The following is a 23,989-nucleotide window of genomic DNA, read 5'->3' as shown; positions in this document are numbered from 1 at the left end:
AAATGCCGTAAAATTCTCGGCCGAAATCAGGACATGACGCGAGAGAGATGCCGACATCGCTAACCAAGTCTTTACCAAATGGTCTTGCGCAGGTGGAGCAAGAGATCGCGCGCGCCTGCAAGGAGGCGCGCCGTGAGCGCGCATCGGTGACGCTGATCGCGGTGTCGAAGACATTCGACGCCACGGCCATTTCACCGGTCCTCGGGGCCGGGCAGCGGGTGTTCGGCGAAAACCGCGTGCAGGAGGCCAAAGCGAAATGGCCGCCGCTGGTGTCGGCCTATCCCGGAACTGCGTTGCACCTGATCGGGCCGCTGCAATCCAACAAGGCGAGGGAGGCCGTCGCGCTGTTCGATGCCATCCACTCGGTCGACCGACCCAGCATCTGCGAAGCGCTTGCCAAGGAAATCAATTCGCAGAACAAACGTCCGGCATTGTTCGTTCAGATCAACACCGGCGAGGAACCGCAGAAGGCCGGCATCGCGCCCGGCGAGGCAGATGCCTTTATCGCGAGCTGCCGCGACAAATACGGCCTGGTCATTTCCGGCTTGATGTGCATTCCGCCGGTCAACGAGGCGCCGGCGCCGCATTTCGCGTTGACGGCCAAGGTCGCCGCGCGCAACGGGCTGAAAAATCTGTCGATGGGCATGAGCGCCGATTTTGCAGTCGCGATCCAGATGGGTGCGACGCATGTGCGTGTGGGGTCCGCAATTTTCGGGGCGCGATAAAAGTCTGTGCCGTCGTCCCTGCGAACGCAAGGACCATACGCCGCGGCTTATCAGTCAGGCGATGGAATAGTTACCTTCCGTACCAACGAGCGATCGTGGTTATGGGTCCCTGCGTTCGCAGAGGCGACATCGATTGTGAGCAACGCTTATTCGAACCCCACCGACACCTTACCCAGCGCGCTGAAATCGACGGCGCAAAAATCGCCTGACTGAATCGGCAGCGGTGCATGACAGGTGCCGGTGGTGACGACGCGGCCGGCTTTCAGCGTCACGCCAAGCTGGCGCAGTTCGTTGGCGAGCCAGGTCAGCGCAATGCGGGGATCGCCCAATACGTTCTTGCCGTGGCCAACGAACTGCTGGCCGCGCATCGTGACAACCGGCCGTTCCTCGATGAGGTCCATTGAACGCCAGTCGGCGGTTGCCGCCGGCCCCAACACGAACAGATGCGCGCAAGCGTTGTCGGCGATGAGTTGCGCTGCGCCGGCGGTAACGAAATTCTCAAACCGCGAATCCGGAATTTCAATGGCCGGATGCAGCGTGTCGACCGCATCGAGAACCTGCTGCATTGTATAGGGCGTGGAGCGCGCCGGCAGATCCACGCGCATGCGAAAAGCGAATTCGGGTTCGGCGACGCGCATTTCGTTGCCTGCCATCGAAGCCGTTCCGCCGTCGGGGATGACGGTTTCGGCCAGAATGCGCCCAGCCATCGGGCCGTCGACGTTGATGTGCTTTTGTCCGGCCTCGCTGGTGGCCGCGATCTTCCAGCCGAACAAGCTATCGGACGAGTATTTTTCGACTCCCGCCTGGATCGCGTAGGCCTCAATGCGGTCGCGCGGCCGCAGCGATTCGTCGAGGCCGGAAAATTTGGTGCCGGCGCGCCAGTGGTCGTGCAGGATCTTTGACGCGGCCGTTATTGCGTTGCTGTCGAGCATTGTTTTTGCTTCCCCATCAGCCGATCATGATTCTGGTCTGCGGTCCCATCCGCCGCAGCAGACGCAGCATGGCGGATTTCGTCATCGAGACGCATCCCGCCGTGGGCGAGAAATTGGTTCGCGCCAGATGCAGGAACACGGCGCTGCCACGGCCGGCAATTCGCGGCGTGCTGTTGTGATCGATTTCGACGATGAAGTCGTAAAGGTGATCCTCGCGCGTCAGCCGGTCACCAGCCTGATCCCGGACCAGACGGATTGGCTGGTTATAACGGCGGTCCTGCGGGTCCTCGCACCAGGCATCTTCGGGCCGGATCGGCCGGACCGGCAGATAGGTCCGCGGTCGGGGATGGCGGTCGGCGCGCCACCACAATTGCAGCGGATGATAGGTCCCCCGCGGAGTGCCGCCGTCGCCCTCCCGTTTGTTGGCGAGGATGCCGCCGCGGCCAAGTGCCACCGGCACGGTCCAGCCGTCCGCCGTCAGCCAGCCCCGGCAGGGGTCGCCGGCAGCCCTGTGGACCCGGATTGCCGTCAGCGGTCGATCACGCGCATCTGTCCGATAAGTGATTGAAATGGCGTTGCTTTCCATGCCAATGCCCGAATCCTGGGTTGCTTGCCCTGCTGCAGTTGCTCTATTTGGCGGCATTACAGGACATTCATCCAAACGCGCCTCAAATTTGGGATAGACTGCGGTTCGGCTTGTGAAACTGTAACAATCTCCTACCTCAATGCGAATCAGTGCCTGATAACCCGGCTTGCTTGTGAAGTTTGCCCGCGAATCAGGTTGTTATCGACCAAGACCCGGCTTGAGACGCTCTCGCTTGTGTCCGCCGCCTGCCTCAAGAGGATCGTATCCTATGCCCAATGCCCGCAAGATCCTGATCGTGGATGACGACACCGATCTGCGCGATACGTTGGTGGAGCAATTGTCGCTGCATGAGGAATTCGAGGCCTCCGCAGTCGATACCGGCGCCAAGGGCGCCAGCGCCGCCAAAGCCAATTCGCCGGATCTGGTGCTGATGGATGTCGGCCTGCCGGATACGGATGGAAGGGAGGTCGTGCGCAGCCTTCGCAAGGGCGGCTTCAAGGCGCCAATTATCATGCTGACTGGCCACGACACCGACTCGGATACCATTTTGGGGCTCGAATCGGGTGCCAACGACTACGTCGCCAAGCCGTTCAGGTTTGCCGTCCTGCTCGCCCGAATCAGGGCGCAGCTCCGCCAGCACGAGGCCAGCGAGGACGCGGTATTCTCCGTCGGCCCTTACAGTTTCCGGCCCGGCTCCAAGATGCTGACCGCCGCCAACGCCAGAAAGGTGCGGCTGACCGAGAAGGAAACCGCGATCCTGCGCTTCCTGTATCGTGCCGGCCAATTGCCGGTGTCGCGCGAGACGCTGCTACAGGAAGTCTGGGGCTACAATTCCGGCGTTACCACGCACACGCTGGAAACGCATATCTACCGTCTCAGGCAGAAGATTGAGAAAGATGCGGCCAACCCGGAAATCCTGGTGACGGAAGCCGGTGGCTACAAACTGGTACCGTGATACGATTCGCAGCCACGATTGGTAATTTTCGCGCATCCCGGTCAACGGTCCATGTCGATCGACGATGATGTAGCCCTGCTTGAGCGGGTCCCGACATTACGCCTGTTGGGAACGACGGCGCTGCGCATGCTGGCAATCGGTTCGGAGCAGCGCGATTTCTCATCTGGCGATTATCTGTTCAATGCGGGCGACGACGCGGATGCAGGCTACATCGTTCAGCGCGGATCGTTCCGCGTCGAAGACGGCGGTGCTGAAGTCGTTGCGGGCCCCGGGGCGCTGATCGGCGAATTGGCGCTGATCGTGGCCATGAAACGACCGTCCAGCGCGGTCGCGCTTGATCATTCCTCGGTCATCCGGGTGTCACGCAGCCTGTTTCAGCGCGTGCTCGAAAGTGACCCCGCCGCGGCGCGCCGCTTGCGCGACGAACTCGCCACCCGGACCAGCCAACTCGCCAGCGACATTCTGATGGCGGGCGCGAAACTGAGTATTTGAGCTCCGTCGCCCCGGACAAGCGTGCAGAACGAGCGCTATCCTGGACCCATACGCCGCGGCCTCACAATTTGCCCCTGGGGCCAGCGGCCTCTTCACCAACTGAAGCCTGATTATGGGCCCCTGCGTTCGCAGGGGCGACGAAGAACCTACACCTCCAGCGTCACCGTGACAGGAACGTGGTCCGATGGTCGCTCCCAGCCGCGGGCATCGCGGGTGATCCTGAAATCGCTGACAGCGTCCTTCAGCGCGCGGGAGACCCAGATGTGGTCGAGCCGACGGCCACGGTCGCCGACCGTCCAGTCGGCGGCGCGGTAGCTCCACCACGTATAGACCTTTTCCGAAAGCGGGATCCGCTCGCGCGCGACGTCGAACCATTCGCCATGGGCCTGCGCGGCCAGGAGCTTTTCGCATTCGATCGGCGTGTGCGAGACGACCTTCAGAAGCTGCTTGTGCGACCACACGTCGTTTTCATGTGGTGCAACGTTGAGGTCGCCGACCAGGATATGCCGGTCGTCGCCGCGCGGGTGCAGCGGCTCGCAGGCCTTCATCTCGTCGAGAAATTTCAGCTTGTGATCAAACTTCGGATTGAGCGCGGGATCGGGAATGTCGCCGCCGGCCGGAACGTAGAAATTGTGCAGCACCAGTGGCTTTGCAAGCTGGGCCTTCTCGCCGAAAGCCACCGAAATATGCCGCGAATCGATCTTTTCGCAGAAGGTTCTGATATCGGTGGTGTCGAAGGGAAGTTTCGAGATGATGGCGACGCCGTGATAGCCCTTCTGCCCGTTCAGCGCGACATGCTCATAGCCAAGACGCTTGAACCGCTTCAGCGGAAAAGCGTCGTCGATGCATTTGGTTTCCTGCAGGCACAGCACATCCGGTCGCGCCGATTTGAGGAATTTGGCGACGATATCGATGCGTAGGCGCACCGAATTGATATTCCACGTTGTCAGGGAAAAACGCATGGGAGCCGTGTCTTACCACGGTTCCTGGCGCGCATTTCCTCCTCTCCACAGAAAGAATGGAGGAAAGCGTCGCTCAGTTCGCTGGAGTGAAGTAGTTGGTGAAGTCGATTTTGAACAGGCCGGGATCGACCTTCTTGGACGAGTCCAGATTGTAGACCGCAACCGTGGTGTCGTAACCTTGCGGGTCGGTCACCGTCCATTGCTTGAGCTGGCCGTCCTTTACGCCAACCATCAGCATCAGCCGGCTGGTGCCAATCAGGGCCTGCTTCTCCTCGATGGTGACGCTGATGTAGACGTCATCCGCCGTGACGCTGACGACATTGGTGTCCTTCAACAGATCGATCCGGTCCGACAGCAGGAAACGCAGCGGCGTTTGAGACAGCGGATAGATGTCCTGGGTGGCGAGCTTGCGATCGCGCACGGCCAGCGATGAACCGTCGGCGATAATCGCGATCGGACTCGGGTCGTCATATTCGAAACGTACCTTGCCCGGCTTCTGGATGTAGAAATCGCCCTTGGTCCTGCTGCCGTCGGGGCCGACCTGGACGAAATTTCCGACCAGCGTCTGCAGCGACGATAGATATGAACTCACCCGCGCAGCCTGCGCCTTCTGGTTGGCATCGAACGTCGCAAAAACATTGGCCGGGACATTACGGCGCGGGTCCGGAAGCACCGGATTCGGCGGCGCCTGGGTCGCGCCGGTGGTCATCGGAACCTTGTCCTGTGCGCTCATCTGCACATTGCCGTCGCGGGCCTTGGGCGCGGGCTTCGGAACCGGCACGGTTTGCGAGAGAGCCGATGTCGCGAAGCCGGCGATGGATGTGGCGATCAAAAGGGCCAGTCCGGAGCGCAGCCCGCGATGGGTGGGTTGTTGTGTCATCAGATATTTCGGATCTCTATTCGACGAGGCATTCCGCTGCCGGCCAGTTTATCGCGCTTTCGACCAAAGGAGATATCGTTTTTCCGTGAAAATCGTTGCGCCGAATCCACGTTCGGCGCTTTAGAATCCGCCCTCTTCCTCCTCGACCAGAATTTCGCGTTTGCCGGCATGGTTCGCTTGGCCAACGATGCCTTCCTGTTCCATCCGTTCCATCAGCGAGGCGGCGCGGTTGTAGCCGATTTGCAGCCGGCGCTGAATATAGGAGGTCGAGGCCTTGCGGTCGCGCTTGACGATCGCAACCGCCTGCGCGAACAGGTCGCCGCCACCATCGCCGCCCATGCCGGTGGAATCGAATACCGCGCCGTCTTCTTCGCTCGGTTCCTCCGCGGTGACCGCTTCCAGATATTCGGGCGCGCCTTGCGTCTTGAGGTGACGCACCACCTTCTCGACTTCTTCGTCTGAAGCGAATGGTCCATGCACGCGGCTGATGCGACCGCCGCCGGCCATATAGAGCATGTCGCCCTGGCCGAGCAGTTGCTCGGCGCCCATCTCGCCAAGAATCGTGCGGCTGTCGATCTTCGACGTGACCTGGAAGGCGATGCGAGTCGGGAAGTTAGCCTTGATGGTGCCGGTGATGACGTCGACCGACGGACGCTGCGTCGCGAGAATGACGTGCAGGCCGGCGGCGCGCGCCATCTGCGCCAGGCGCTGCACCGCGCCTTCGATGTCCTTGCCGGCCACCATCATCAGGTCGGCCATTTCGTCGACGATGATGACGATATAGGGCAGCGGCTCGAGCTCGAGCTTTTCCTCCTCGTAGATCGCCTTCCCGGTTTCCTTGTTGAAGCCGGTGTGCACCGTGCGCGTCAGCTCCTCGCCCTTGGTCTTGGCTTCGACGAGGCGCTGGTTATAGCCGTCGATGTTGCGCACACCGAGCTTGGCCATTTTCTTGTAGCGCTCCTCCATCTCGCGCACGGCCCATTTCAGCGCCACCACCGCCTTCTTCGGATCGGTCACGACCGGCGTCAGCAAATGCGGGATGCCGTCATAGACGGAGAGCTCGAGCATCTTGGGGTCGACCATGATCAGGCGGCACTGATCCGGCCTCAGGCGATAGACCAGGCTGAGGATCATGGTGTTGATGGCGACTGATTTGCCGGAGCCGGTGGTGCCCGCGATCAGCATGTGTGGCGTACGCGCCAGATCGATGATGATGGATTCGCCGCCGATGTTTTTCCCGAGGCAGAGCGGCAACTTCACCGTCGACTCGTTGCTGTCCTTTGTGGTCAGCAATTCGCGCAGGTAAACTTTTTCACGATGCGCATTCGGTAGCTCGATGCCGATGGCATTGCGGCCGGCAACCACGGCGACGCGCGCCGAAAGCGCACTCATCGAGCGCGCGATGTCGTCGGCAAGGCCGATGACGCGCGAGGATTTGATACCGGGCGCCGGTTCGAGTTCGTACAGCGTCACGACCGGGCCGGGATTGGCCTTGACGATCTCGCCGCGGACGCCGAAATCGCCGAGCACGCCTTCCAGCGCGCGCGAATTGGCCTCCAGTTCGGCCTTGCTGAGCGGCTGCCGGTCCGACGCCTTCGGCGCCGTCAGCATCGAGACCGAAGGGAGTTCGAACTTGTCGGATTTCTTCGCCGCTGCGCGCGGTGCAGGCTTCTTGCGCGGAGCGCGGGTGGCCGGGACTTCCTCGTCCTCCTCTTCCTCTTCCTCTTCCTCCTCGTCCTCGAATTCCTCTTGCTGCGGGGCCAATGCCGGTGCGGCGCGGCCGCCGAGGCTCGGTTCCTGACGTTCGAACGAGGATTTGCGAGGCGGCGGCGAACTCGACACCAGCGATCGGTAGGCCACGCCCATCAGCCATCCGAGCCGAGCCTTTGCGCTCATCAGGGCATGGTACACCCATCCGAGCGATACCGAACTGCGGTCCTCTTCTTCAACGAAGGGCGCGTCATCATCCTCGATCGGCGTAAGCTCTTCCTCTTTCGGGCGCGAGCCCCAGCCACAGGCAAACAGAAAGGCCGCGGCCATCGCCGCAAACAGGATGATGCCGAGCACGAGGCGATAGGTGAAGCCGACCGGGCCGAACACGACGGCGGGCGCACGTACCAGCGCGTCGCCGACGACGCCGCCAAGGCCGGTCGGCAGCGCCCACGCGCCGCCATGCGGCCAGCAGCTTGCAAAGCCTGCCGCGATCACCGTGCATAGAATCCAGCACCCAAGCCGCAGCGCTTCGCGGTCGAAGGCGCGATGGGTCAGCATGCGCCAGCCCCACACCGCGACGGGCAGGATCAGCATGATCGCGCCGAGGCCGAGAATCTGCATCAACAGATCGGCGCCGATTGCGCCAGGGTAGCCGAGAACGTTGCGGATCGGGCGCGAGGTCGCGTGGCTCAAGCTTGGGTCCTGCACCGACCACGTCATCAGCGCCGCCGCCGCCACGCCGGACAGCGCGATCAGGCTGAGGCCGGCAAGCTCGCGCAGCCGCCGCGCCAGGGCCTCGCGGATCGAGACCGGCAGATGACCGACCAGGGGAATGACACGTTCGATCGCTGGCATGCTCATTGGGGCCCTGCGACTAATCCAGAATTTCGACCAGCCGGTGCAATGCCTCGGCCGTTGATTCACTATCGGAGACCAGCGCCAGGCGGATGTAGCCTGCGCCGGGATTGAAGCCGTCAGGCTGCAGCCGCGACAGATAGCTGCCCGGGATCACGCGGACGCCCGCATCGCGATAGAGTTTCACCGCCGCCGCTTCGTCGCCACCGCGTTCGGATACGTCGAGCCAGACGCAAAAGCCGCCCGCCGGCCGCACATAGCCGTAGCGGCTGCCGAGAATCTGGTCGGCAAGATCGAATTTGATGCGATAAAGCCTGCGGTTTTCTTCGACGTGGGTCTCGTCGCTATAGGCGGCGATTGCGACGTGTTGCAGCGGCACCGGCACTTGCGGCGCCGCGACATTGCGAAACTCGTGGAAGGCAGCGAGGAACTTGCTATCCCCGGCGGCAAAGCCGACGCGCATGCCGGGCAGATTGGAGCGCTTCGACAGCGACTGGAACGCAACGACGTTGGTAAAATCGGGCCCGGCGCATTCCAAGGCGCTGCCCGGCGCCTGCCTGGTGTAGATCTCCGAATAGCACTCGTCGCTCAGGATCATGAAGCCGTAGCGGTCGGCGAGGGTCTTCAGCCGCGTGAAGTAATCGCGCGAGGCGACGGCGCCTTGCGGATTGGCGGGCGAGGCAATGAACATCGCGACGGTTCGGGCCAGCGTCGCCTCGTCGAGCGTATCGAGATCCGGCAGGAATCCGTTGGCGCGCGTGGTCGGCAGGTAGATCAGTTCGCAACCAGCGGCCCGGGCGCCTGCGCCATAGGCCGGATAGAACGGGTTGGGCATCAGGATCGCGGGCCTGCCCTTGCGTGGGCCAACATAGCGAGCGGCGGTGATCGCCGCGAAAAACAGCCCTTCCCGGCTGCCGTTCAGCACCAGGATTTCGCTCTCGGGGTCGATCGGGCGGGGGAGCTGGAACCGGGTCGAAAGCCAGTTGGCGGCGGCGCGTCGGAACGGCTCGATGCCCTTGGCAAGCGGATAGCGGCCGAACTCAGCAATGTGTTTCGCGAGCACCGGTCCGACGAAGTCGGGCACCGGGTGCTGCGGTTCGCCGAGGGACAGCGTAATCAATGGCTTGGCCGGCTGGTAGGGCGCCAGCAGCTCGGTCGTACGCAAGAACGGCGAGCGTTCGGCCTGACCGGCAGGGGTTGCACTGCCAGCGCCCTGCGCCACGCCGGAAGAGGCGGTCATTGCCATGTCTGAAACGCCAGCACTTTCAAAAGCGGTCAAAGGGCTTAAGCGAGCCCCGGAAACCCACAAACCACCATAGATACGGCGAGGTTAAGACGCGATTAACCATCGGTTGGTCTGGACAATTTGCAGAGTATTACCATATTTTGAGCGGGTATTACTTCCGGGAGTTCAGCCATGGCGACGACAGTTACGAGCAAGGGCCAAGTGACAATTCCGAAACGTGTCCGCGACTATTTGGGGATTCAGCCTGGCAGCCAGGTGGATTTCCGCCGCAGCGCCGATGGTGGTGTGGTGATCGAAAAAGCCGATGGGCCTCGGCCGCCTAGCAGGTTTGCCAAAGCGCGAGGGTCGGCTGGGCCAGGCATGACGACCGACGAGCTGATGGCTCTCTTGCGTGGCGAACCGGAATGACGCTCGTCGATTCGAACGTCCTCCTGGATGTCGTCACCGACGGTGAAATATGGGCGGACTGGTCGCAACAACGGCTTGAACAAGCGGCCTCGTCCGGGCCGCTTATCATCAATGATATCATCTACGCCGAGATATCGACGCGCTACGCCACGGTCGAGGGCGTGGACGCGATGCTCCGCAATTTGGGCATCGAACTGGCGGCGATCCCGCGCACCGCGCTCTTCCTCGCGGGCAAGGCTTATCTGCGGTATCGCGGCTCCGGGGGCCTTCGCACCGGCGTGCTGGCGGATTTCTTCATTGGCGCTCACGCCGCTGTCGAACAGCTACCTTTGCTGACACGCGATGCAAGGCGTTATCGAACCTATTTTCCGACTGTCGAACTGATCGCGCCGGAACGGGAACAATAGCGGCATTAAAAGAAAGGGGCTCCAGCTTGCGCTGGAGCCCCTCAACGGTCAGGGCATTGCCGGGTATGTGCCCGAACCGGAGTTGTGGATGCGACCCTTTGGGAGATCGCACCCGGGGAGAACTTAGAACTTACATGTTGTAGGCGCGCTCGGTGTGCTCGGTGACGTCGAGGCCTTCACGCTCGGTCTCGACGTTGACACGCAGCCCGACGATGACATCGACGACCTTGAACAGGATCGCCGAGCCGATGCCGGACCACACCAGCGTGGTGCAGACGCCCCAGAGCTGCGAGGTCATCTGCGCGACGAAGTCGTAGTCCGCGATCTTGCCGGCGACGTAATCCATGACGCCAGTGCCGCCGAGTGCGGGATTCACCAGGATGCCGGTGCCGATCGCGCCGACGATGCCGCCGACGCAGTGGACGCCGAACACGTCAAGCGAGTCGTCATAGCCGAGCGAGTTCTTCACCACAGTACAGAAGAACAGACAGACGACGCCGACCACGAGGCCAAGCACGAGCGCACCCATCGGACCCGCAAAGCCGGCCGCAGGCGTGACCGCTACAAGGCCCGCCACCGCGCCCGACAACGCGCCGAGCACGGAAGGGTGGCCTTTGACGATCCATTCCGCGAACATCCAGGACATCGCCGCCGCTGCGGTCGCAACGAAGGAGTTGGTCATGGCGAGCGCGGCACCGCCGGAGGCTTCGAGGTTCGATCCGGCGTTAAAGCCGAACCAGCCGACCCAGAGCAGCGAAGCGCCGATCATGGTCATGGTGAGGGAATGCGGAGCCATCAGCTCCTTGCCGTAGCCGACGCGCTTGCCGATCAGGAGCGCACCGACCAGACCGGCGATGCCGGCGTTGATGTGCACCACGGTGCCGCCCGCGAAGTCGATCGCGCCTTTCTTGAAGATCCAGCCGGCGTCGGCGTTGATCTCGTCGAGCTTGGCCTGCGCCGCGGTTTTCGCCGCACCGTCAGTCGCCGCGGCAAGAGCCTTTGCTGCATCCGTGATCAAGTCCGGTCCTGGCCAATACCAAACCATATGCGCGATCGGGAGATAGATCAGCGTGACCCAGAGCGGGACGAACAGGGCGACTGCCGCGAACTTCATGCGTTCGGCGAAGGCGCCGACGATGAGGGCGGGGGTTATCGCCGCAAACGTCATCTGGAAGCAGATGTAGATGAGCTCGCTGATGTTGGCGTCGACACTGAAGGTCGCCGCTTTCGAATCCGTCGTCACGCCCATCAGGAAGGCCTTGGAGAAGCCGCCGATGAAGTCGGAACCGCCGGTGAAGGCGAGGCTGTAGCCGTAGAGCGCCCAGAGCAGGACGACGATGCAGACGGTATAGAACACCTGCATCAGCACCGAGAGCATGTTCTTGGCGCGGACGAGACCGCCATAGAACAGCGCCAGACCCGGAATCGTCATCAACAGCACCAGCACTGTCGACGTCAGCATCCAGGCGTTGTCTCCCTTGTTGACGGTCGGCTCGGCGTAGGCAGCGGTCGCGGCGAACAGGCCGACTGCGAGGGCCGCCAATCCCGCGCTATAGGGACGTTTAAACGTCATTTGGTTTTGCTCCTGAGTGTAAGGTTTGTGCGCGAAATCAGAGGGCCGCGGCATCTGCCTCGCCGGTGCGGATGCGTACCGCATGGTCGAGGTTGATGACGAAGATCTTGCCGTCGCCGATCTGTCCGGTCTTGGCAGCCGATGTGATGGCGTCGATGGTCTTGTCGACCTGGTCCGACGCTACCGCGACTTCGATCTTGATCTTGGGCAAGAAGCTCACGGCGTATTCGGCGCCACGATAGATTTCCGTATGGCCCTTCTGGCGGCCATAGCCTTTGACTTCCGTCACCGTGAGACCGTGAACGCCAATGGCGGTCAGGGCGTCCCGGACTTCTTCGAGTTTGAATGGCTTGATGATCGCCATAACAATTTTCATGAGTCTTGGTCCCCGCTTGGGCCCGGGTCAGGCGGACCGGGCGTCTCGACTGAGGTTCACCACGCGGAGATGTTCACTACGCGGGCACAGCCGGGACCCTTAGAATCAAATGCCGTGCCAGATCGGGATCGTTCCCTAACAGACTATGAATCCGGACCTTTTCGCCCTCTGCGAGAATTGCATCTTCCCGCGCCATTCCGCCCCGCCCAAAGCGTAATCAGGCATGCCCAAAACATGGGCAGAGCCTGACGGCCGACGCAATCGTGCTTAGCAGCAGGGCAAACGGTAATCCGGTGGGGGGCCTATTGCAGGGCTTCGCCGTGCTGCGAGATGTCGAGGCCTTCCAGCTCCTGCTGCAGCGATACCCGCAGGGGCGCGAACACGCCCACCAGCTTGAGCAGGATAAAGGTAATGCCGCCAGACCAGACGAGGGTAACCGCGACGCCATAGAGCTGGGTCAGTACCTGCTGAGCATTGCCCTCGATCAGGCCGGCAGTGCCTCCGATCGCGTTCACCGCGAAGACGCCGGCGAGCAATGTGCCGGTCAATCCCCCGATGCCGTGAACGCCGAACACGTCGAGCGAGTCGTCATATTTGAAACGCTGCTTGAGCCAGGTGCAGGCCCAGAAGCAGAGCGTTCCCGCGACGACGCCGATGACGATGCCGTGCCACGGCGCGACGAATCCTGACGCCGGCGTGATCGTGCCGAGGCCTGCGATCGCGCCCGAGATCATGCCGAGTACCGATGGTTTGCGCCGGGTCGCCCATTCGATCGCGGCCCAGGTCAGCGCGCCGGCGCAGGCGGCCAGGTGCGTCGCGGTGATCGCCATGATGGCGCGCGAGTTCGCGGCCAGCGCCGATCCGCCGTTGAAGCCGAACCAGCCGACCCACAACAATCCGGTGCCGATCACGGCCAGCGAGAGGTCGAACGGCGCGAGGTTCTCGCTGCCATAGCCGTGACGCCGGCCCATCACCATCGCGGCAACCAGTCCGCCGACACCGGCGGAAAGATGCACGACGAGGCCGCCGGCGAAATCCAGCACGCCCATGGTGGCAAGGAATCCGCCGCCCCAGACCCAATGTGCGAGCGGCACATAGACGAACATGAACCAGCCGACCGAGAACAAGAGATAGGCTGAAAACCGCATCCGGTCCGCGACCGCGCCCGCCACCAGCGCCACCGTGATGATCGCAAACGTCATTTGGTACAGCATGAAAAGCGCTTCCGGAATCGTCTTCGCCGCCGGATTGACGCTCTCCATCGTCATGCCGATCAGAAACCAGCGATCGAGCGTTCCGATCCAGGCGCCATCGCCGACAAAAGCCAGCGAATAGCCGAAGGCCACCCAGAGAATCGAGATGATCGCGACGGCGGCGAGGCTTTGCGCCATGGTCGCCAGCACGTTCTTCTTGCGCACCATGCCGGAATAGAACAGCGCCAGGCCCGGTATCGTCATCATCAGCACCAGCGCGGTGGCAACGATCATCCACGCGGTGTCGGCGGCACTGATGGTGGACGTCTCGGCTTGGGCCGGCGTGATGAGTGCGAAGCTCGCCGCAAGAATAATGAGCGCAGCATTGCCTGCTGCACGATACGATGGTGCCCCCATAAAAATCCCCCGGCCTGTTGTCGTTTCGTTGCCGCTTCCTGGCTTCGCGCGTTCAGCGTCGTTGCCGCCGCGCCTTGAATTCCGTGATGTCTCAGAGCGCGTCGCTATCGGTCTCGCCGGTGCGGATTCTCAGCGCATGGTCGATCGGCGTGACGAAGATCTTGCCGTCACCGATCTGCCCGGTACGCGCGTTCGCGGTAATGACCTCGACTGCCTTGTCCGCAACGTCGGAGGCGACCGCGATTTCGATTCGGAGCTTGGGCAGAAAGTTCACGACATACTCGGCGCCGCGATAGATTTCGGTGTGGCCCTTCTGGCGGCCGTAGCCCTTGACCTCCGTCACGGTCATGCCGTGGACGCCGATGGCCGTCAGCGCCTGGCGTACCTCGTCAAGCTTGAAGGGTTTGATGATCGCGACGACGAGCTTCATGGTCAGGCCTTCATTTCTCTGGGGAATTTTTTGAGCACGCGACAGGCTGGGCGCCCCGACGGCGGACCGCCGACGCAAATCTGGCATCTTTCTGGGCAAATGGCACAAAAAAGTTGCAGGTAGAAGGGGAAAACATTTCGAGCTGGTGACATCGATCACTGTACAGGCACCTGTAACGTCCGCCAAAATGCGGTTTCACCCCCAGCCGCCCGCCGGCTACCTCCATTTTCCACGGCTCAAGGAAATAAAATGTCGAACCGATCGTGGTTTTATGCAGCCAACGGACAGCAACAGGGTCCTTATCCGGAGTCCCAGCTTCGCGACCTCATCACCCGCGGCATGGTCGGGGCGGATACGCTGGTATGGACCGAGGGAATGTCGGGCTGGCAGCGGGCAGGAGAGATTCCGGGGATGATACCCGGCGGATCAGGTCCGCCCGCTTTCGCGCAACCCGGTGGCCCATCTACGGCTGCAACCGGAGGTTACGGCGGCGGTGCGCTTTCGATCGATGTCGGGCTGTGGGAGCTCCTCGGACGCAGCCTGTTATTCGTCATCGGCATGGTGCTGGTGATTCCGGCGCCCTGGGTTGCGACCTGGTTCTATCGCTGGATCTTTTCCCGGCTCTACGTGCCGGGCCGGCCGAACCTTGCTTTCACCGGCCAGCCCCTCGACATCTGGTACGTCTTCATCGCCATCGGCATTTTGACCTATGTGGGCTCGGCCGACCTCTATTACCTGCAATACCTCTCGATCCCGATTCAGGCCGTGCTGGCCTGGATGGTCATTCGCTGGATCGCTTCCAACCTGAGCTCCAACGACCAGCCGCTTCCGATCGCCTTCAACGGCAGCGCGTTGGGTTATGTCGGCTGGCATGTGCTGTTGTATGTATCCTTCATTACCATCGTTGGCTGGGCCTGGGTGGTCACGGCCTGGATGCGCTGGATCTGCCGCAACATCGACGGGACGCAGCGCGAGGTCATCTTCACCGCGTCCGGACTGGAAGTGTTGTGGCGAACCATCGTGTTCGTGATCGCCTGTATCTTCATCATTCCGATCCCGTGGATGCTGGCCTGGTACGCTCGCTGGTACGCGTCGCAATTCGCGCTGGCCGAGCGCGGAACGCTGGCGAACGCGTAAGAGGTCGCGCTGCCGTTAGCGTGGAATTTGTAGGGTGGGCAAAGGCGCAATTGCGCCGTGCCCACCATCCATTCTCACGCGCATTTCGCGATGGTGGGCACGCTTCGCTTTTGCCCACCCTACAAGGTGTGACTCACTTGCGCTGGCGGACTGAGCCTTCCTGGGCGACCGACGCCACCAGCGTGCCGTCAGGCTTGAAGATCAGGCCGCGGGTCAATCCGCGGCCGTCCTGCGCGCTCGGCGAATCCTGCGCGTAAAGCAGCCATTCGTCGGCGCGGAACGGCCGGTGAAACCACATCGCGTGGTCGAGGCTCGCCGGCATCATGCGCTTGTCGAACAGCGTGCGGCCGTAGCGCGCCATCACCGCGTCAAGCAGCGAGAAATCCGACGCATAGGCCAGCGCGCACATGTGCAGCGCCGGATCGTCGGGCAGCTTGGCCGCGGTGCGGATCCAGACATGGATGCGCCCGTCGTCGATCTTCTGGCCGAAATAGCGGCCGAGCTCGACCGGGCGCAGCTCGATCGGCCGGTCGGATTCGTAATAGCGGCGGATGAATTCCGGCATCTCCCGGAACATCGGCTGTTTTGCCACTTCCTCGGCGGTGAGTTTCTCCGGCGGCGGCACGTCCGGCATCGTGTCCTGGTGATTGAACGCGCCTTCCTCCTCGGCATGAAAAGAAACCATGATGGAGAAGATCGCATTGCCGTGCTGGATCGCGGTGACGCGCCTTGTCGAATAGCTCTTGCCGTCGCGCAGCCGCTCGACCTGGTAGATGATCGGAATCTGCGGATCGCCGGGCAGGATGAAATAGCAATGGATCGAATGCGGCAGGCGGCCTTCGACAGTGCGGCATGCCGCAACCATGGCCTGCCCGATCACCTGCCCTCCGAACACCCGCTGCCAGCTCGTCTTCGGGCTGTTGCCGCGGAACAGGTTCACCTCGAGCGGCTCCAGATCGAGGATGGAAATCAGGTCAATCAGGCCTTTGGACATGGTGTGGTGCTTTCAATTCGTGGAGGCGCCGTCATTCCGGGGCGCCTCGAAGAGGCGAACCTGGAATCTCGTGCCAAACCTCTGGATTCCGGGTTCGCGCCAAGCGCGCGCCCCGGAATGACGGTCTGGTTAAGGACCTTGTTTCTCGGCCCTGTTTCGCCCAGCTATTATCAGGTAGCAAGTCTGGTCTGAGGGCGTAACCGGGTACGGATCGCATGGCGACACAGCGAAGTATTGTCATTTGCGGCGGCGCATTTGCCGGGCTGGCGCTCGCGTTGGCGCTCCGCCAGGCCCTTGGCGCGGAGATTCCCGTCGTCGTCGCCGATCCTGCGCTCGGGGTGCGGCCGAGCCGCGACCCACGCGCGACCGCCATTGTGGCCGCCTGCCGGCGGCTTTTCGAGACGCTCGGCGTCTGGAATCAGGTATCGGATTCGCAAGCCATCCTCGACATGGTCGTTACCGATTCCCGGTTGGATGACGCGACACGTCCGGTATTCCTGACGTTTGCGGGAGATGTCGAACCTGGCGAGCCATTTGCCCACATGGTCGAGAATCGCCGCCTGATCGACGCGCTGGTCGAGCGCGCCGAGGCCGATGGCATCGATCTCCGGGCCACGGCGGTATCGACCTACGATTCACGTTCCGATGGCGTCACCGTGACGCTCGCCGACGGCGCTGTCATCGAGGCAAGCCTGCTGGTCGCCGCCGACGGCGCGCGCTCGAGACTGCGCGAGCGCGCCGGCATTGCCACCAATGGCTGGGACTACGATCAATCCGGCATCGTGGTCACCGTCGGCCATGAGCGGGATCATCACGGCCGCGCCGAAGAGCATTTTCTCCCGGCGGGTCCGTTCGCAATCCTGCCGCTGAGTGGAAAGCGCTCGTCGCTGGTGTGGACCGAGAGCCGCACCGAGGCCGCACGCATTACCACGCTCGGCGAAGCCGAATTCCACGATGAGCTCGAGAAGCGTTTCGGGCTGCACCTCGGCGAGATCAAGGCGCTCGACAAGCCGCGCGCGTTTCCGCTCGGCTATTTCGTTGCGCGCTCATTCATCGCCGAGCGGCTGGCGCTGGTCGGCGACGCCGCGCATGTGATTCATCCGATCGCAGGGCAGGGGCTGAATATGGGCCTGAAGGACGTCGCGGCGTTGGCCGAAGTCGTGGTCGACGCGGCCCGGCTCGGCATTGATCCCGGGCAGGCCGATGTGCTCGACCGCTACCAGCGCTGGCGGCGGTTCGACACCATGGCGATGGGTGTTGCGACCAACTCGCTGAATTTTCTGTTCTCGAACGAATCGACGCTGTTGCGCACCGTGCGCGATATCGGCCTCGGCCTCGTCGATCGCGCGCCGCCGCTGAAGAACTTGTTCATCCGCCAGGCGGCGGGATTGTCGGGCGAGGTGCCGCGGCTGTTGAAGGGCGAGGCGCTCTAGGCGAATGGCGAATAGGGAGTGGCGAATGGAGGTTCTTGCTATTCGCTACTCGCCATTCCCCATTCGCTACTTCCCTCACTCGATCTTCCGCGCCTCTTCCGGCAGCATGATCGGGATGCCGTCGCGGATCGGATAGGCGAGCTTGGCGGAACGCGAAATCAATTCCTGCCGGCTCGAATCGAATTCGAGCGGACCCTTGGTCACCGGACAGACCAGGATCTCCAGCAACTTTGGATCGACGGTGCCGAGGCGTTCGGGCGGGGCTGTCATTTACTCTCTCCAGATAGGCGTAGTCCCCTAGCATACCAAATCGCGAGGTGTCATGACGCTGACATCCGTACCAATTCGTCCACCACGGCCTGTTGTCGTGCCTTCGGCAATGGCTGATCCGACAGCGCAAAGCCGAGAAACGCCCAATACAGGATTTGCCCCCGGGCGCGGGCCACATCCGTCGACAATCCGGATTGCGTCAAAAGACCTTCGACATAGCCGAGCCGGCGCCGGTCGATCGCCTGCACGGCGGCGCGGGCGGCGGGTTCGACGCTCGCCCAGGTGCGGACCGCCCGTTCCAGCATCAGCCGTTCGCCGAACACGCGGCGCAGCAGCAGCGCGAGCGGGTTCTCGTCCTTCGAGGCCGCCTCGACATTGGCGATGATCTGCTCGGCCGCGACCTCATGCCAGCGCGCGAGGACGGCGGCATGGAACGCGCCGATATCGGCGAAATGCCAATAGAAGCTGCCGCGCGACACTCCCATCGTCTTGGCCAAAGGCTCCGCCTTCAGCGCGGTGAAGCCACGGGTCGCCAACGTCTTCAAGCCCTGATCGAGCCAGTCCTTTGCCGATAGTTGATCGTTCATGCCGGGTTCCGCGATCTTACCACCATACACCACTGTATTGACAGGCGCCAGAACGCAGCGCATAACCATACAGCAGTGTATGGAGACGTTATCGATGCGCGATCTCATTTTGCAATGCGCCGGCGTCGCCGGCATAGCGGTGGCCCTGATCCATGGCGTGCTCGGGGAAACCAAGGTGTTCGCCAAGGCGACCATCCAGCCCGAAAGCCTGCGCACCCTCATCCGCCTGGTATGGCAGGCGGGTACGGTGGCCTGGATCGGCGGCGGCGTGCTGCTGATTGCCGCGCCCTCGTTTGGATCGGAGAGCGCGCGGCACTGGATCGTCGCAACGATCGTCGTGGTCTACGCCTTTGCCGCCGCCGCCAATGCGTGGTGGTCGCGCGGCCGCGGCTTCGGCTGGAAAGCCCTTGGCGCCGTCGTCGTGCTCGCGGTAGCCGGGTATTAGGTCGGTATTAGGTCAATGGGAGCTTGATCTGTCATGCCCGGACTTGATCCGGGCATCCATCAATCATCGCAAAAATCTTCCGAAGAAGATGGGTCACCGGGGTCAAGCCCGGTGACGACGTCCGCGCGCTACTGCAGCCCGGTGTCGCCGCTGGTACCCTTCTTGGCGAGGTCCATTTCGGTCACCGCAATCAGGATCTCGGCGCGGGTTTTCAGGTCCGGCGCCTCCAGCATCGCCTGTTTCTCAGCAGGACCATACGGCGACATCATCGCGAGCGCGTTGACCAGCGCCTCGTTCGGAGCGCTCTCGATGCCTTCCCAATCCACCTTCAGATTGTTGGCTTTTAGGAAATCGTTCAGCACGTCGAGCAACGCCGTGCGGTCGACTTCCTCCTCGCCTTTGCGCGCGACGAAATCGTCGGCATAGGGGAAGAAGTCCACCTGGCATTGCCGGTACGCGGTCAGTGCTGCGATTTCCTCGACCACCTTGAAGCGGGCGACTCCGGTCAATTCGAGGATGTAGCGGCCGTCGCCGGATTCGGCGAGCTGGGTAATGCGGCCGACGCAGCCGACCTGGAACAGCACCGGCCTTGCCTCGTCCTTGGTGTGGGAAATATCCGGCTGGATCATCCCGATCAGCCGGTGGCCGTCGCGCAGCGCGTCGTCCACCATCGCCAGATAGCGCGGCTCGAAAATATTGAGCGGCATCTGGCCGCGCGGCAGCAACAGCGCGCCCGGCAACGGAAATACCGGAATGATTTCGGGAAGCTCGCCGGGTCCGCGGTATTCGGCATTGATCGGCATCTGCAGTCCCGGTCAGTTCGTTGGTTCGGTGGATGTTCTCTTCACAAAACCATGTCCCGCGCGTGTGGACGTCCTACGAGAAAAGGATCGTCGATAGCCGCTTGCGTCCCTCGACGGTTGCTTCGTCGGTGCCGCCCCACGCCTCGAAAAACTGCACGAGCTGCTTACGCGCGCCATCATCGTTCCACTTCCGATCGCGCTTGACGATTTCCAGCAATTGGTTGGTTGCCTCGTTGCGCTTGCCGAGCGCATTGAGCGCCGTCGCCAGGTCGAATCGCGCCTGATGGTCGAGCGGGTTTGCGGCGACCTTTTGTTCGAGCTCGGTCACCGGGCCGACCGACTGGGCCTGCTCGGCAAGATCGATCGAGGCCTGCACCGCCTTGACGGCGGCGTCATTGCGCTTCGATTCCGGCACCATCGCAAGCGTCTGCTTGGCTTGTTCGACGGCACCCGTCGTCACGTAGCACTTCGCCAGTCCCGCCAGGGCAGCGATATTGGTGGCATCGAAACCGAGTATCTCGGCATAAATCTGTGCTGCGGCGGCCGGATCGCCTTCCGCCAGCACGGCCTCAGCCTCTTTCAGGATCTCCGCAATGTTCGGCTCACCCGGCGCCGTCATGCCCTTGGTGAGCTTGTCGATGAAGGCGTTGACCTGGCTCTCCGGCACCGCGCCCATGAAACCGTCGGCGGGTTGGCCGCCCACGAACGCGATCACCGCCGGGATCGACTGAATGCCCATCTGGCCCGGAATGGCCGGATGCTCGTCGATATTCATCTTGACCAGTTTGACCTTACCCTTGGCGGCCCGAACCGCCTTTTCCAGCACCGGCGTGAGCTGACGGCAGGGGCCGCACCAGGGCGCCCAGAAGTCGATCAGCACCGGCTGGCGCTTCGATTCCTCGATGACATCCTTCACGAAGGTCTGGGTGGTCGTCTCCTTGATCAGATCGGGTACTGCCTGCGGTGCCGGGCCGCCGCCCTGCTCAACTATCGTCACGGTAACCTCGCCTGATGTCATTCGAGAAGGAACGCAGAATATCGGCTGCGGGTCCGGCTGCTTCTAGCACGGTCCGGAACCAAGTTCTCGTTCGCTAGATGGCGGCTTGGCCGCAAAAATCAATCGGTCCGGGCTTCGCGCCTTCTGCAACCGCCGCTCGGGCCGACGTTCCGAACCGTCCGGGTGGCCCCGCGGCCAGCGGCCCGCGAATCGGGCTATCGCGCGCTGGCAGATGATTCTGGGTTCCCGGCGATGGCACGAGGCCCGATAAATTCCATTTTGCCGTTGTTTCGGACGGATTCGAGCCTATTTGGTCAAAGAAATCGGATTATCCGGAAAAGCGTCGGACTGTACGCGGACTGTTGCATTCGCAGCCCGCATTTGGCATAGGTCTGCCGTTGACGGCGAGCGATCGCCGCCATCTCGGATGCGGGTGTAGCTCAGTGGTAGAGCACGACCTTGCCAAGGTCGGGGTCGAGGGTTCGAGCCCCTTCGCCCGCTCCAACTTCTCTCAACATTGGTAATGACTTAGCTGACCCCTTCGGGGGTCGGCAGTCGTGCGTTTTTAGCGCCGGGGTATCCTAGGGGTATCTTCCGGGGTTAATCGGCGAGCTATCGTCAGTGCTGGACCGGCTGACATCATAAGCTAGCGCGCCGGGCGCTCATCCTGTAAATCGAACGCGTAACCTCCTCAACCGGGCGGCAATAAAAGAGAAGTCTGGTGATCCTCGGAAGCTGAGACGCGCAGCGTTGGCTACCCGACCCGCGAACTGTCCAGTTCGTGCGGGCGACAAGCTGCGTCACTGCCTCTCACCTGACCGTTGGATATCCCCTTCTCATGAAAGACTTTACGTCGGGCTCGATTCTGAGCCATTTGCTGACTATGGCTGCGCCGCTCTTCGCGGGCCTTATTCTAATGCTGGTCTGCGGACTGGTTGACCTCTACTTCGTGGCGGATCTCGGTGAGTCAGCGATTGCTGGGGTAGGCGCAGCGGGAAATGCCGCGTTCGCGGTCAACGCGATGACGCAAGTCGTAAGCGTCGGGACCCTAGCGATAGTCTCGCAGGCCGTAGGTCGCAAAGATCGAGCGAGTGCGAACTCGGCTTTCCTTCAGTCTCTGCTTCTCTCCAGCCTCTTCGCAGCGTGCACGCTTCTGTGCGGCTTCGCATTGGCTGGCCCATACATGAAAGCCGTTGCCGCTGACGCTTCGACGATCACAGATGGCACGATATATCTGATTTGGTTTCTGCCAGCGCTCACACTCCAATTCATCTTGCAAGCAATACTGTCGGCCTTACGAGGAGTCGGCCTTGCCAAACCGTCGATGTACGTTCAGGCACTAATTGTCGGTATAAACATAGCCCTTGCTCCAATCCTGATTCTCGGTTGGGGGACTCAGAAGCCGATGGGAGTTGCTGGGGCTGGCTTGGCAAGCTCATTGGCCGTTGCCGTGGGAGTTATCGCCGCTTTCGTCTACCTCTTGAATGTGAATGGCTATCTCCGGCTCAATGAAGGGCAACCAAAGTTCAACTTTGCATATTGCCGTCGCATTCTGAAAATCGGTCTCCCAGCGAGCGGCGAGTTTGCGATCATGTTTATATATATGGCCGTCATCTACCACGCGCTGGGAAGCGTAGGCCCGTCGGCGCAGGCGGGGTTTAGCATAGGCTCGCGCGTGCTGGGCCTCATCCAAGTGCCAGCTATGGCAATCGCCTTCGCGTCGGCCGCAATCGTCGGGCAAAACGTTGGCGCTCTCGATTTGTCTCGCGTGAAGCAGGTGCTTCGCGTCGTTCTGATTACCACATCGGCGGTGATGCTCGCTGCGACGATAGTAACCCAGTGGCAATCGGCATCGCTACTGCATCGCTTTACGAGCGACGCTCAGGCGATCGCGGAAGGCGATCTATTTCTCAGGATGGTTTCGCTGAATCTGTTCGCGCAGGGGATTATCTTTGTGTGCTCTAGCGCCTTCCAAGGCTTGGGAAACACCCGGCCACAACTCATCAGCTCCACCGTGCGATTGATCAGCTACGTGTTTCCGACGCTTTGGCTTTCCGCGCAGCCAAGCTTTAGTTCGAAGCAAATGTGGTATTTGTCGATTGCGACAACGACCGCGCAAGCAATTGTAAGTCTCTGGCTCTTGCGTAGAGAGCTTGGAAAGTTCGAAAAGCGATAGTGCGTCCGGCGAATAGGGTCTGCCGATTCGTTTGCTAACATATCCACAGCCGCTGCCACTCGCGGCGCGAAGTTGTTCCCGCCTGCGCTATTGGTCTGATGGGACGCCGTCAGGCATGAAGGCCGAAGGCTTCAAGACCATTTTTGTCGACTGCGTCGGCCCGCCTGACGGTGATCCCAGCGAGCGCTGTTGGCATTCGTCGGCCGTGAAGCTGGACGACCTGCCGGAATGGCAAAATCGGCAAACACTGGATCCAACGACAGCCCGCCATTTGGCGGCCTTTCGTTTACAGCCGACAACGGGCGTGCGCCTCCAGCGGCGGCATCCTTACTCCAGAGCCTTTTCGGTTCTGATTGAATCCAAACCGGGCTCTAGATTTTTGTTTTGCCGCGTTTTCTTGACGTGAACCGGTGCGCACCCACGACGGATCAAGTCCGAGGGCATGCTTCGCTGGAAAACGCTCTAACGGGTCGCTCACCTCGGGATGCGATAGACCCAGATCCGGGCCTTTCCCGAATTCACGTTGCGAAACAGACCCGGGAAGACGCCGCTGACCGGCTGGTTCAGATAGACGAACAACTGCCCGTCGCGGGTAGCCCTGAATTTCTCGTCGAGCCGGCCGTTCGTCGGCTCGCCATCGATGAAATTCTCCTCATTGCCGGTCTCGCCGTAGCGGAGGATAACGTGGCCAAAGGGCCGGTCGAGCGTTCGCTTGAGCGGGTAAGCTGCCGCCAGCAAAGCGAATCGGCCCAGTGGAACGGTCGGATCGGTTGCACCGTTCTTCTTCCAGTTGGGCAGGAACGCACGGAGCGGCATTCCGCCCGGGCTCGAAGGCGCGCCGAGAAACGACCAGTCGCCATCCTTTTCCAGAACGAACTGATAATGTCCGCGCCTCTCGAGCATGACGCCCACGGGTGTGCAAAGGTCGGCGGTGTTGAATGCAGCCAAGTCGACCCCTCGGCACGCCACCGACGTGCAGGTGCCAGGGAAGCTGCCG

26 protein-coding genes and 1 tRNA gene are annotated in these 23,989 nt (G+C 62.0%); 11 read left to right on the top strand and 16 right to left on the bottom strand.

All coding sequences use genetic code 11. The annotated features are described in order from the left end of the window. The first annotated feature begins 47 nt into the window (after window positions 1–47). Complete coding sequence (locus tag V1277_RS14635) at window positions 48–725, top strand: YggS family pyridoxal phosphate-dependent enzyme (RefSeq protein ID WP_334416872.1); 678 nt, start codon at window positions 48–50, stop codon at window positions 723–725. Window positions 726–871: 146 nt separating this feature from the next. On the opposite strand, the gene V1277_RS14630 is transcribed toward V1277_RS14635, so the two are convergent. Together V1277_RS14630 and V1277_RS14625 are read right to left on the bottom strand one after the other, a co-directional pair. Beyond that, entirely contained in the window at window positions 872–1,657 is a 786-nt protein-coding gene (locus tag V1277_RS14630) for a 2-keto-4-pentenoate hydratase (RefSeq protein WP_334416870.1), read from the bottom strand. 16 nt (window positions 1,658–1,673) lie between these two features. Beyond that, on the bottom strand, window positions 1,674–2,243 hold the full coding sequence (locus V1277_RS14625; protein ID WP_334416868.1) for a L,D-transpeptidase family protein: 570 nt from the start codon (window positions 2,241–2,243) through the stop codon (window positions 1,674–1,676). Between the two features lie 268 nt (window positions 2,244–2,511). Here V1277_RS14625 and V1277_RS14620 point away from each other — a divergent pair, with 268 nt between their 5' ends. After that, a complete protein-coding gene (locus V1277_RS14620; RefSeq protein ID WP_028348340.1) occupies window positions 2,512–3,198 on the top strand; it encodes a response regulator transcription factor in 687 nt (228 codons plus the stop codon). A 51-nt stretch (window positions 3,199–3,249) separates the two neighbouring features. Then, a complete protein-coding gene (locus V1277_RS14615) occupies window positions 3,250–3,690 on the top strand; it encodes a cyclic nucleotide-binding domain-containing protein (protein WP_334371701.1) in 441 nt (146 codons plus the stop codon). 146 nt (window positions 3,691–3,836) lie between these two features. On the opposite strand, the gene V1277_RS14610 is transcribed toward V1277_RS14615, so the two are convergent. The 4 genes from V1277_RS14610 to V1277_RS14595 all read right to left on the bottom strand — a co-directional run bounded on the left by V1277_RS14610 (window position 3,837) and on the right by V1277_RS14595 (window position 9,346). Beyond that, window positions 3,837–4,652 (bottom strand): exodeoxyribonuclease III, encoded by an 816-nt coding sequence (locus tag V1277_RS14610; protein ID WP_334371703.1) that lies wholly within the window; start codon window positions 4,650–4,652, stop codon window positions 3,837–3,839. Window positions 4,653–4,725: 73 nt separating this feature from the next. Next, the gene (locus tag V1277_RS14605) at window positions 4,726–5,532 is read right to left on the bottom strand and encodes an outer membrane lipoprotein carrier protein LolA (RefSeq protein ID WP_334371705.1); all 807 of its coding nucleotides are present in this window, start codon (window positions 5,530–5,532) and stop codon (window positions 4,726–4,728) included. Window positions 5,533–5,652: 120 nt separating this feature from the next. Next, window positions 5,653–8,106: a DNA translocase FtsK gene (locus V1277_RS14600; RefSeq protein ID WP_334416866.1), complete on the bottom strand. Its 2,454-nt coding sequence runs from the start codon at window positions 8,104–8,106 to the stop codon at window positions 5,653–5,655. A 13-nt stretch (window positions 8,107–8,119) separates the two neighbouring features. After that, entirely contained in the window at window positions 8,120–9,346 is a 1,227-nt protein-coding gene (locus V1277_RS14595) for an aminotransferase class I/II-fold pyridoxal phosphate-dependent enzyme (RefSeq protein WP_334416864.1), read from the bottom strand. A gap of 171 nt (window positions 9,347–9,517) precedes the next feature. Between V1277_RS14595 and V1277_RS14590 the strand changes: the two genes are divergently transcribed. Together V1277_RS14590 and V1277_RS14585 are read left to right on the top strand one after the other, a co-directional pair. After that, window positions 9,518–9,754 (top strand): AbrB/MazE/SpoVT family DNA-binding domain-containing protein, encoded by a 237-nt coding sequence (locus V1277_RS14590; protein WP_057844908.1) that lies wholly within the window; start codon window positions 9,518–9,520, stop codon window positions 9,752–9,754. Beyond that, entirely contained in the window at window positions 9,751–10,161 is a 411-nt protein-coding gene (locus V1277_RS14585; protein WP_334416862.1) for a type II toxin-antitoxin system VapC family toxin, read from the top strand. Before V1277_RS14590 ends, V1277_RS14585 begins: the two co-directional genes overlap by 4 nt. 130 nt (window positions 10,162–10,291) lie before the next feature. Here V1277_RS14585 and V1277_RS14580 read toward each other — a convergent pair whose 3' ends face one another. The 4 genes from V1277_RS14580 to V1277_RS14565 form a co-directional block, all read right to left on the bottom strand. Beyond that, entirely contained in the window at window positions 10,292–11,734 is a 1,443-nt protein-coding gene (locus V1277_RS14580) for an ammonium transporter (RefSeq protein ID WP_334371714.1), read from the bottom strand. A 37-nt stretch (window positions 11,735–11,771) separates the two neighbouring features. Then, window positions 11,772–12,110 carry a P-II family nitrogen regulator gene (locus V1277_RS14575; RefSeq protein ID WP_008142813.1) on the bottom strand — a complete coding sequence of 113 codons (339 nt, stop codon included), beginning with the start codon at window positions 12,108–12,110 and terminating at the stop codon, window positions 11,772–11,774. A gap of 302 nt (window positions 12,111–12,412) precedes the next feature. Beyond that, complete coding sequence (locus V1277_RS14570; RefSeq protein ID WP_334416860.1) at window positions 12,413–13,720, bottom strand: ammonium transporter; 1,308 nt, start codon at window positions 13,718–13,720, stop codon at window positions 12,413–12,415. A 91-nt stretch (window positions 13,721–13,811) separates the two neighbouring features. Continuing rightward, entirely contained in the window at window positions 13,812–14,150 is a 339-nt protein-coding gene (locus V1277_RS14565) for a P-II family nitrogen regulator (RefSeq protein WP_028348351.1), read from the bottom strand. A 249-nt stretch (window positions 14,151–14,399) separates the two neighbouring features. Here V1277_RS14565 and V1277_RS14560 point away from each other — a divergent pair, with 249 nt between their 5' ends. Next, the gene (locus V1277_RS14560) at window positions 14,400–15,287 is read left to right on the top strand and encodes a DUF4339 domain-containing protein (protein ID WP_334416858.1); all 888 of its coding nucleotides are present in this window, start codon (window positions 14,400–14,402) and stop codon (window positions 15,285–15,287) included. A 133-nt stretch (window positions 15,288–15,420) separates the two neighbouring features. Here V1277_RS14560 and tesB read toward each other — a convergent pair whose 3' ends face one another. Continuing rightward, window positions 15,421–16,281 (bottom strand): acyl-CoA thioesterase II, encoded by an 861-nt coding sequence (tesB, locus tag V1277_RS14555; RefSeq protein WP_334416856.1) that lies wholly within the window; start codon window positions 16,279–16,281, stop codon window positions 15,421–15,423. A gap of 215 nt (window positions 16,282–16,496) precedes the next feature. On the opposite strand from tesB, the gene V1277_RS14550 reads away from it, so the two are divergent. Further along, window positions 16,497–17,714 carry a ubiquinone biosynthesis hydroxylase gene (locus tag V1277_RS14550; protein WP_334416854.1) on the top strand — a complete coding sequence of 406 codons (1,218 nt, stop codon included), beginning with the start codon at window positions 16,497–16,499 and terminating at the stop codon, window positions 17,712–17,714. Between the two features lie 75 nt (window positions 17,715–17,789). On the opposite strand, the gene V1277_RS14545 is transcribed toward V1277_RS14550, so the two are convergent. After that, a complete protein-coding gene (locus tag V1277_RS14545; RefSeq protein WP_334371721.1) occupies window positions 17,790–17,984 on the bottom strand; it encodes a Trm112 family protein in 195 nt (64 codons plus the stop codon). 50 nt (window positions 17,985–18,034) lie between these two features. Continuing rightward, window positions 18,035–18,571, bottom strand: a complete 537-nt coding sequence (locus V1277_RS14540) for a TetR/AcrR family transcriptional regulator (RefSeq protein ID WP_334416852.1) — start codon at window positions 18,569–18,571, stop codon at window positions 18,035–18,037. Between the two features lie 94 nt (window positions 18,572–18,665). Between V1277_RS14540 and V1277_RS14535 the strand changes: the two genes are divergently transcribed. Next, window positions 18,666–19,016, top strand: coding sequence for a hypothetical protein (locus tag V1277_RS14535; RefSeq protein ID WP_334371725.1), 351 nt, complete (start codon window positions 18,666–18,668; stop codon window positions 19,014–19,016). Between the two features lie 128 nt (window positions 19,017–19,144). Here V1277_RS14535 and V1277_RS14530 read toward each other — a convergent pair whose 3' ends face one another. Together V1277_RS14530 and trxA are read right to left on the bottom strand one after the other, a co-directional pair. Beyond that, a complete protein-coding gene (locus V1277_RS14530) occupies window positions 19,145–19,819 on the bottom strand; it encodes an LON peptidase substrate-binding domain-containing protein (RefSeq protein WP_334371727.1) in 675 nt (224 codons plus the stop codon). A gap of 73 nt (window positions 19,820–19,892) precedes the next feature. Next, window positions 19,893–20,816: a thioredoxin gene (gene trxA, locus V1277_RS14525; protein WP_213286599.1), complete on the bottom strand. Its 924-nt coding sequence runs from the start codon at window positions 20,814–20,816 to the stop codon at window positions 19,893–19,895. 429 nt (window positions 20,817–21,245) lie between these two features. Here trxA and V1277_RS14520 point away from each other — a divergent pair. The 3 genes from V1277_RS14520 to V1277_RS14510 all read left to right on the top strand — a co-directional run bounded on the left by V1277_RS14520 (window position 21,246) and on the right by V1277_RS14510 (window position 23,398). Further along, a tRNA-Gly gene (locus V1277_RS14520) sits at window positions 21,246–21,320 on the top strand. A 334-nt stretch (window positions 21,321–21,654) separates the two neighbouring features. Further along, the gene (locus V1277_RS14515) at window positions 21,655–22,992 is read left to right on the top strand and encodes an MATE family efflux transporter (RefSeq protein ID WP_334416850.1); all 1,338 of its coding nucleotides are present in this window, start codon (window positions 21,655–21,657) and stop codon (window positions 22,990–22,992) included. A 115-nt stretch (window positions 22,993–23,107) separates the two neighbouring features. Then, a complete protein-coding gene (locus V1277_RS14510) occupies window positions 23,108–23,398 on the top strand; it encodes a hypothetical protein (RefSeq protein WP_334416849.1) in 291 nt (96 codons plus the stop codon). 68 nt (window positions 23,399–23,466) lie between these two features. Here V1277_RS14510 and V1277_RS14505 read toward each other — a convergent pair whose 3' ends face one another. Then, window positions 23,467–23,940, bottom strand: coding sequence for a hypothetical protein (locus tag V1277_RS14505; protein WP_334416848.1), 474 nt, complete (start codon window positions 23,938–23,940; stop codon window positions 23,467–23,469). Window positions 23,941–23,989 lie beyond the last annotated feature (49 nt).

It is taken from the genome of Bradyrhizobium sp. AZCC 1588, assembly GCF_036924735.1.
Classification (GTDB): domain Bacteria; phylum Pseudomonadota; class Alphaproteobacteria; order Rhizobiales; family Xanthobacteraceae; genus Bradyrhizobium.
Note: the sequence above shows the minus strand (reverse complement) of the source record. Positions and strands in the feature narration are given on the sequence as shown.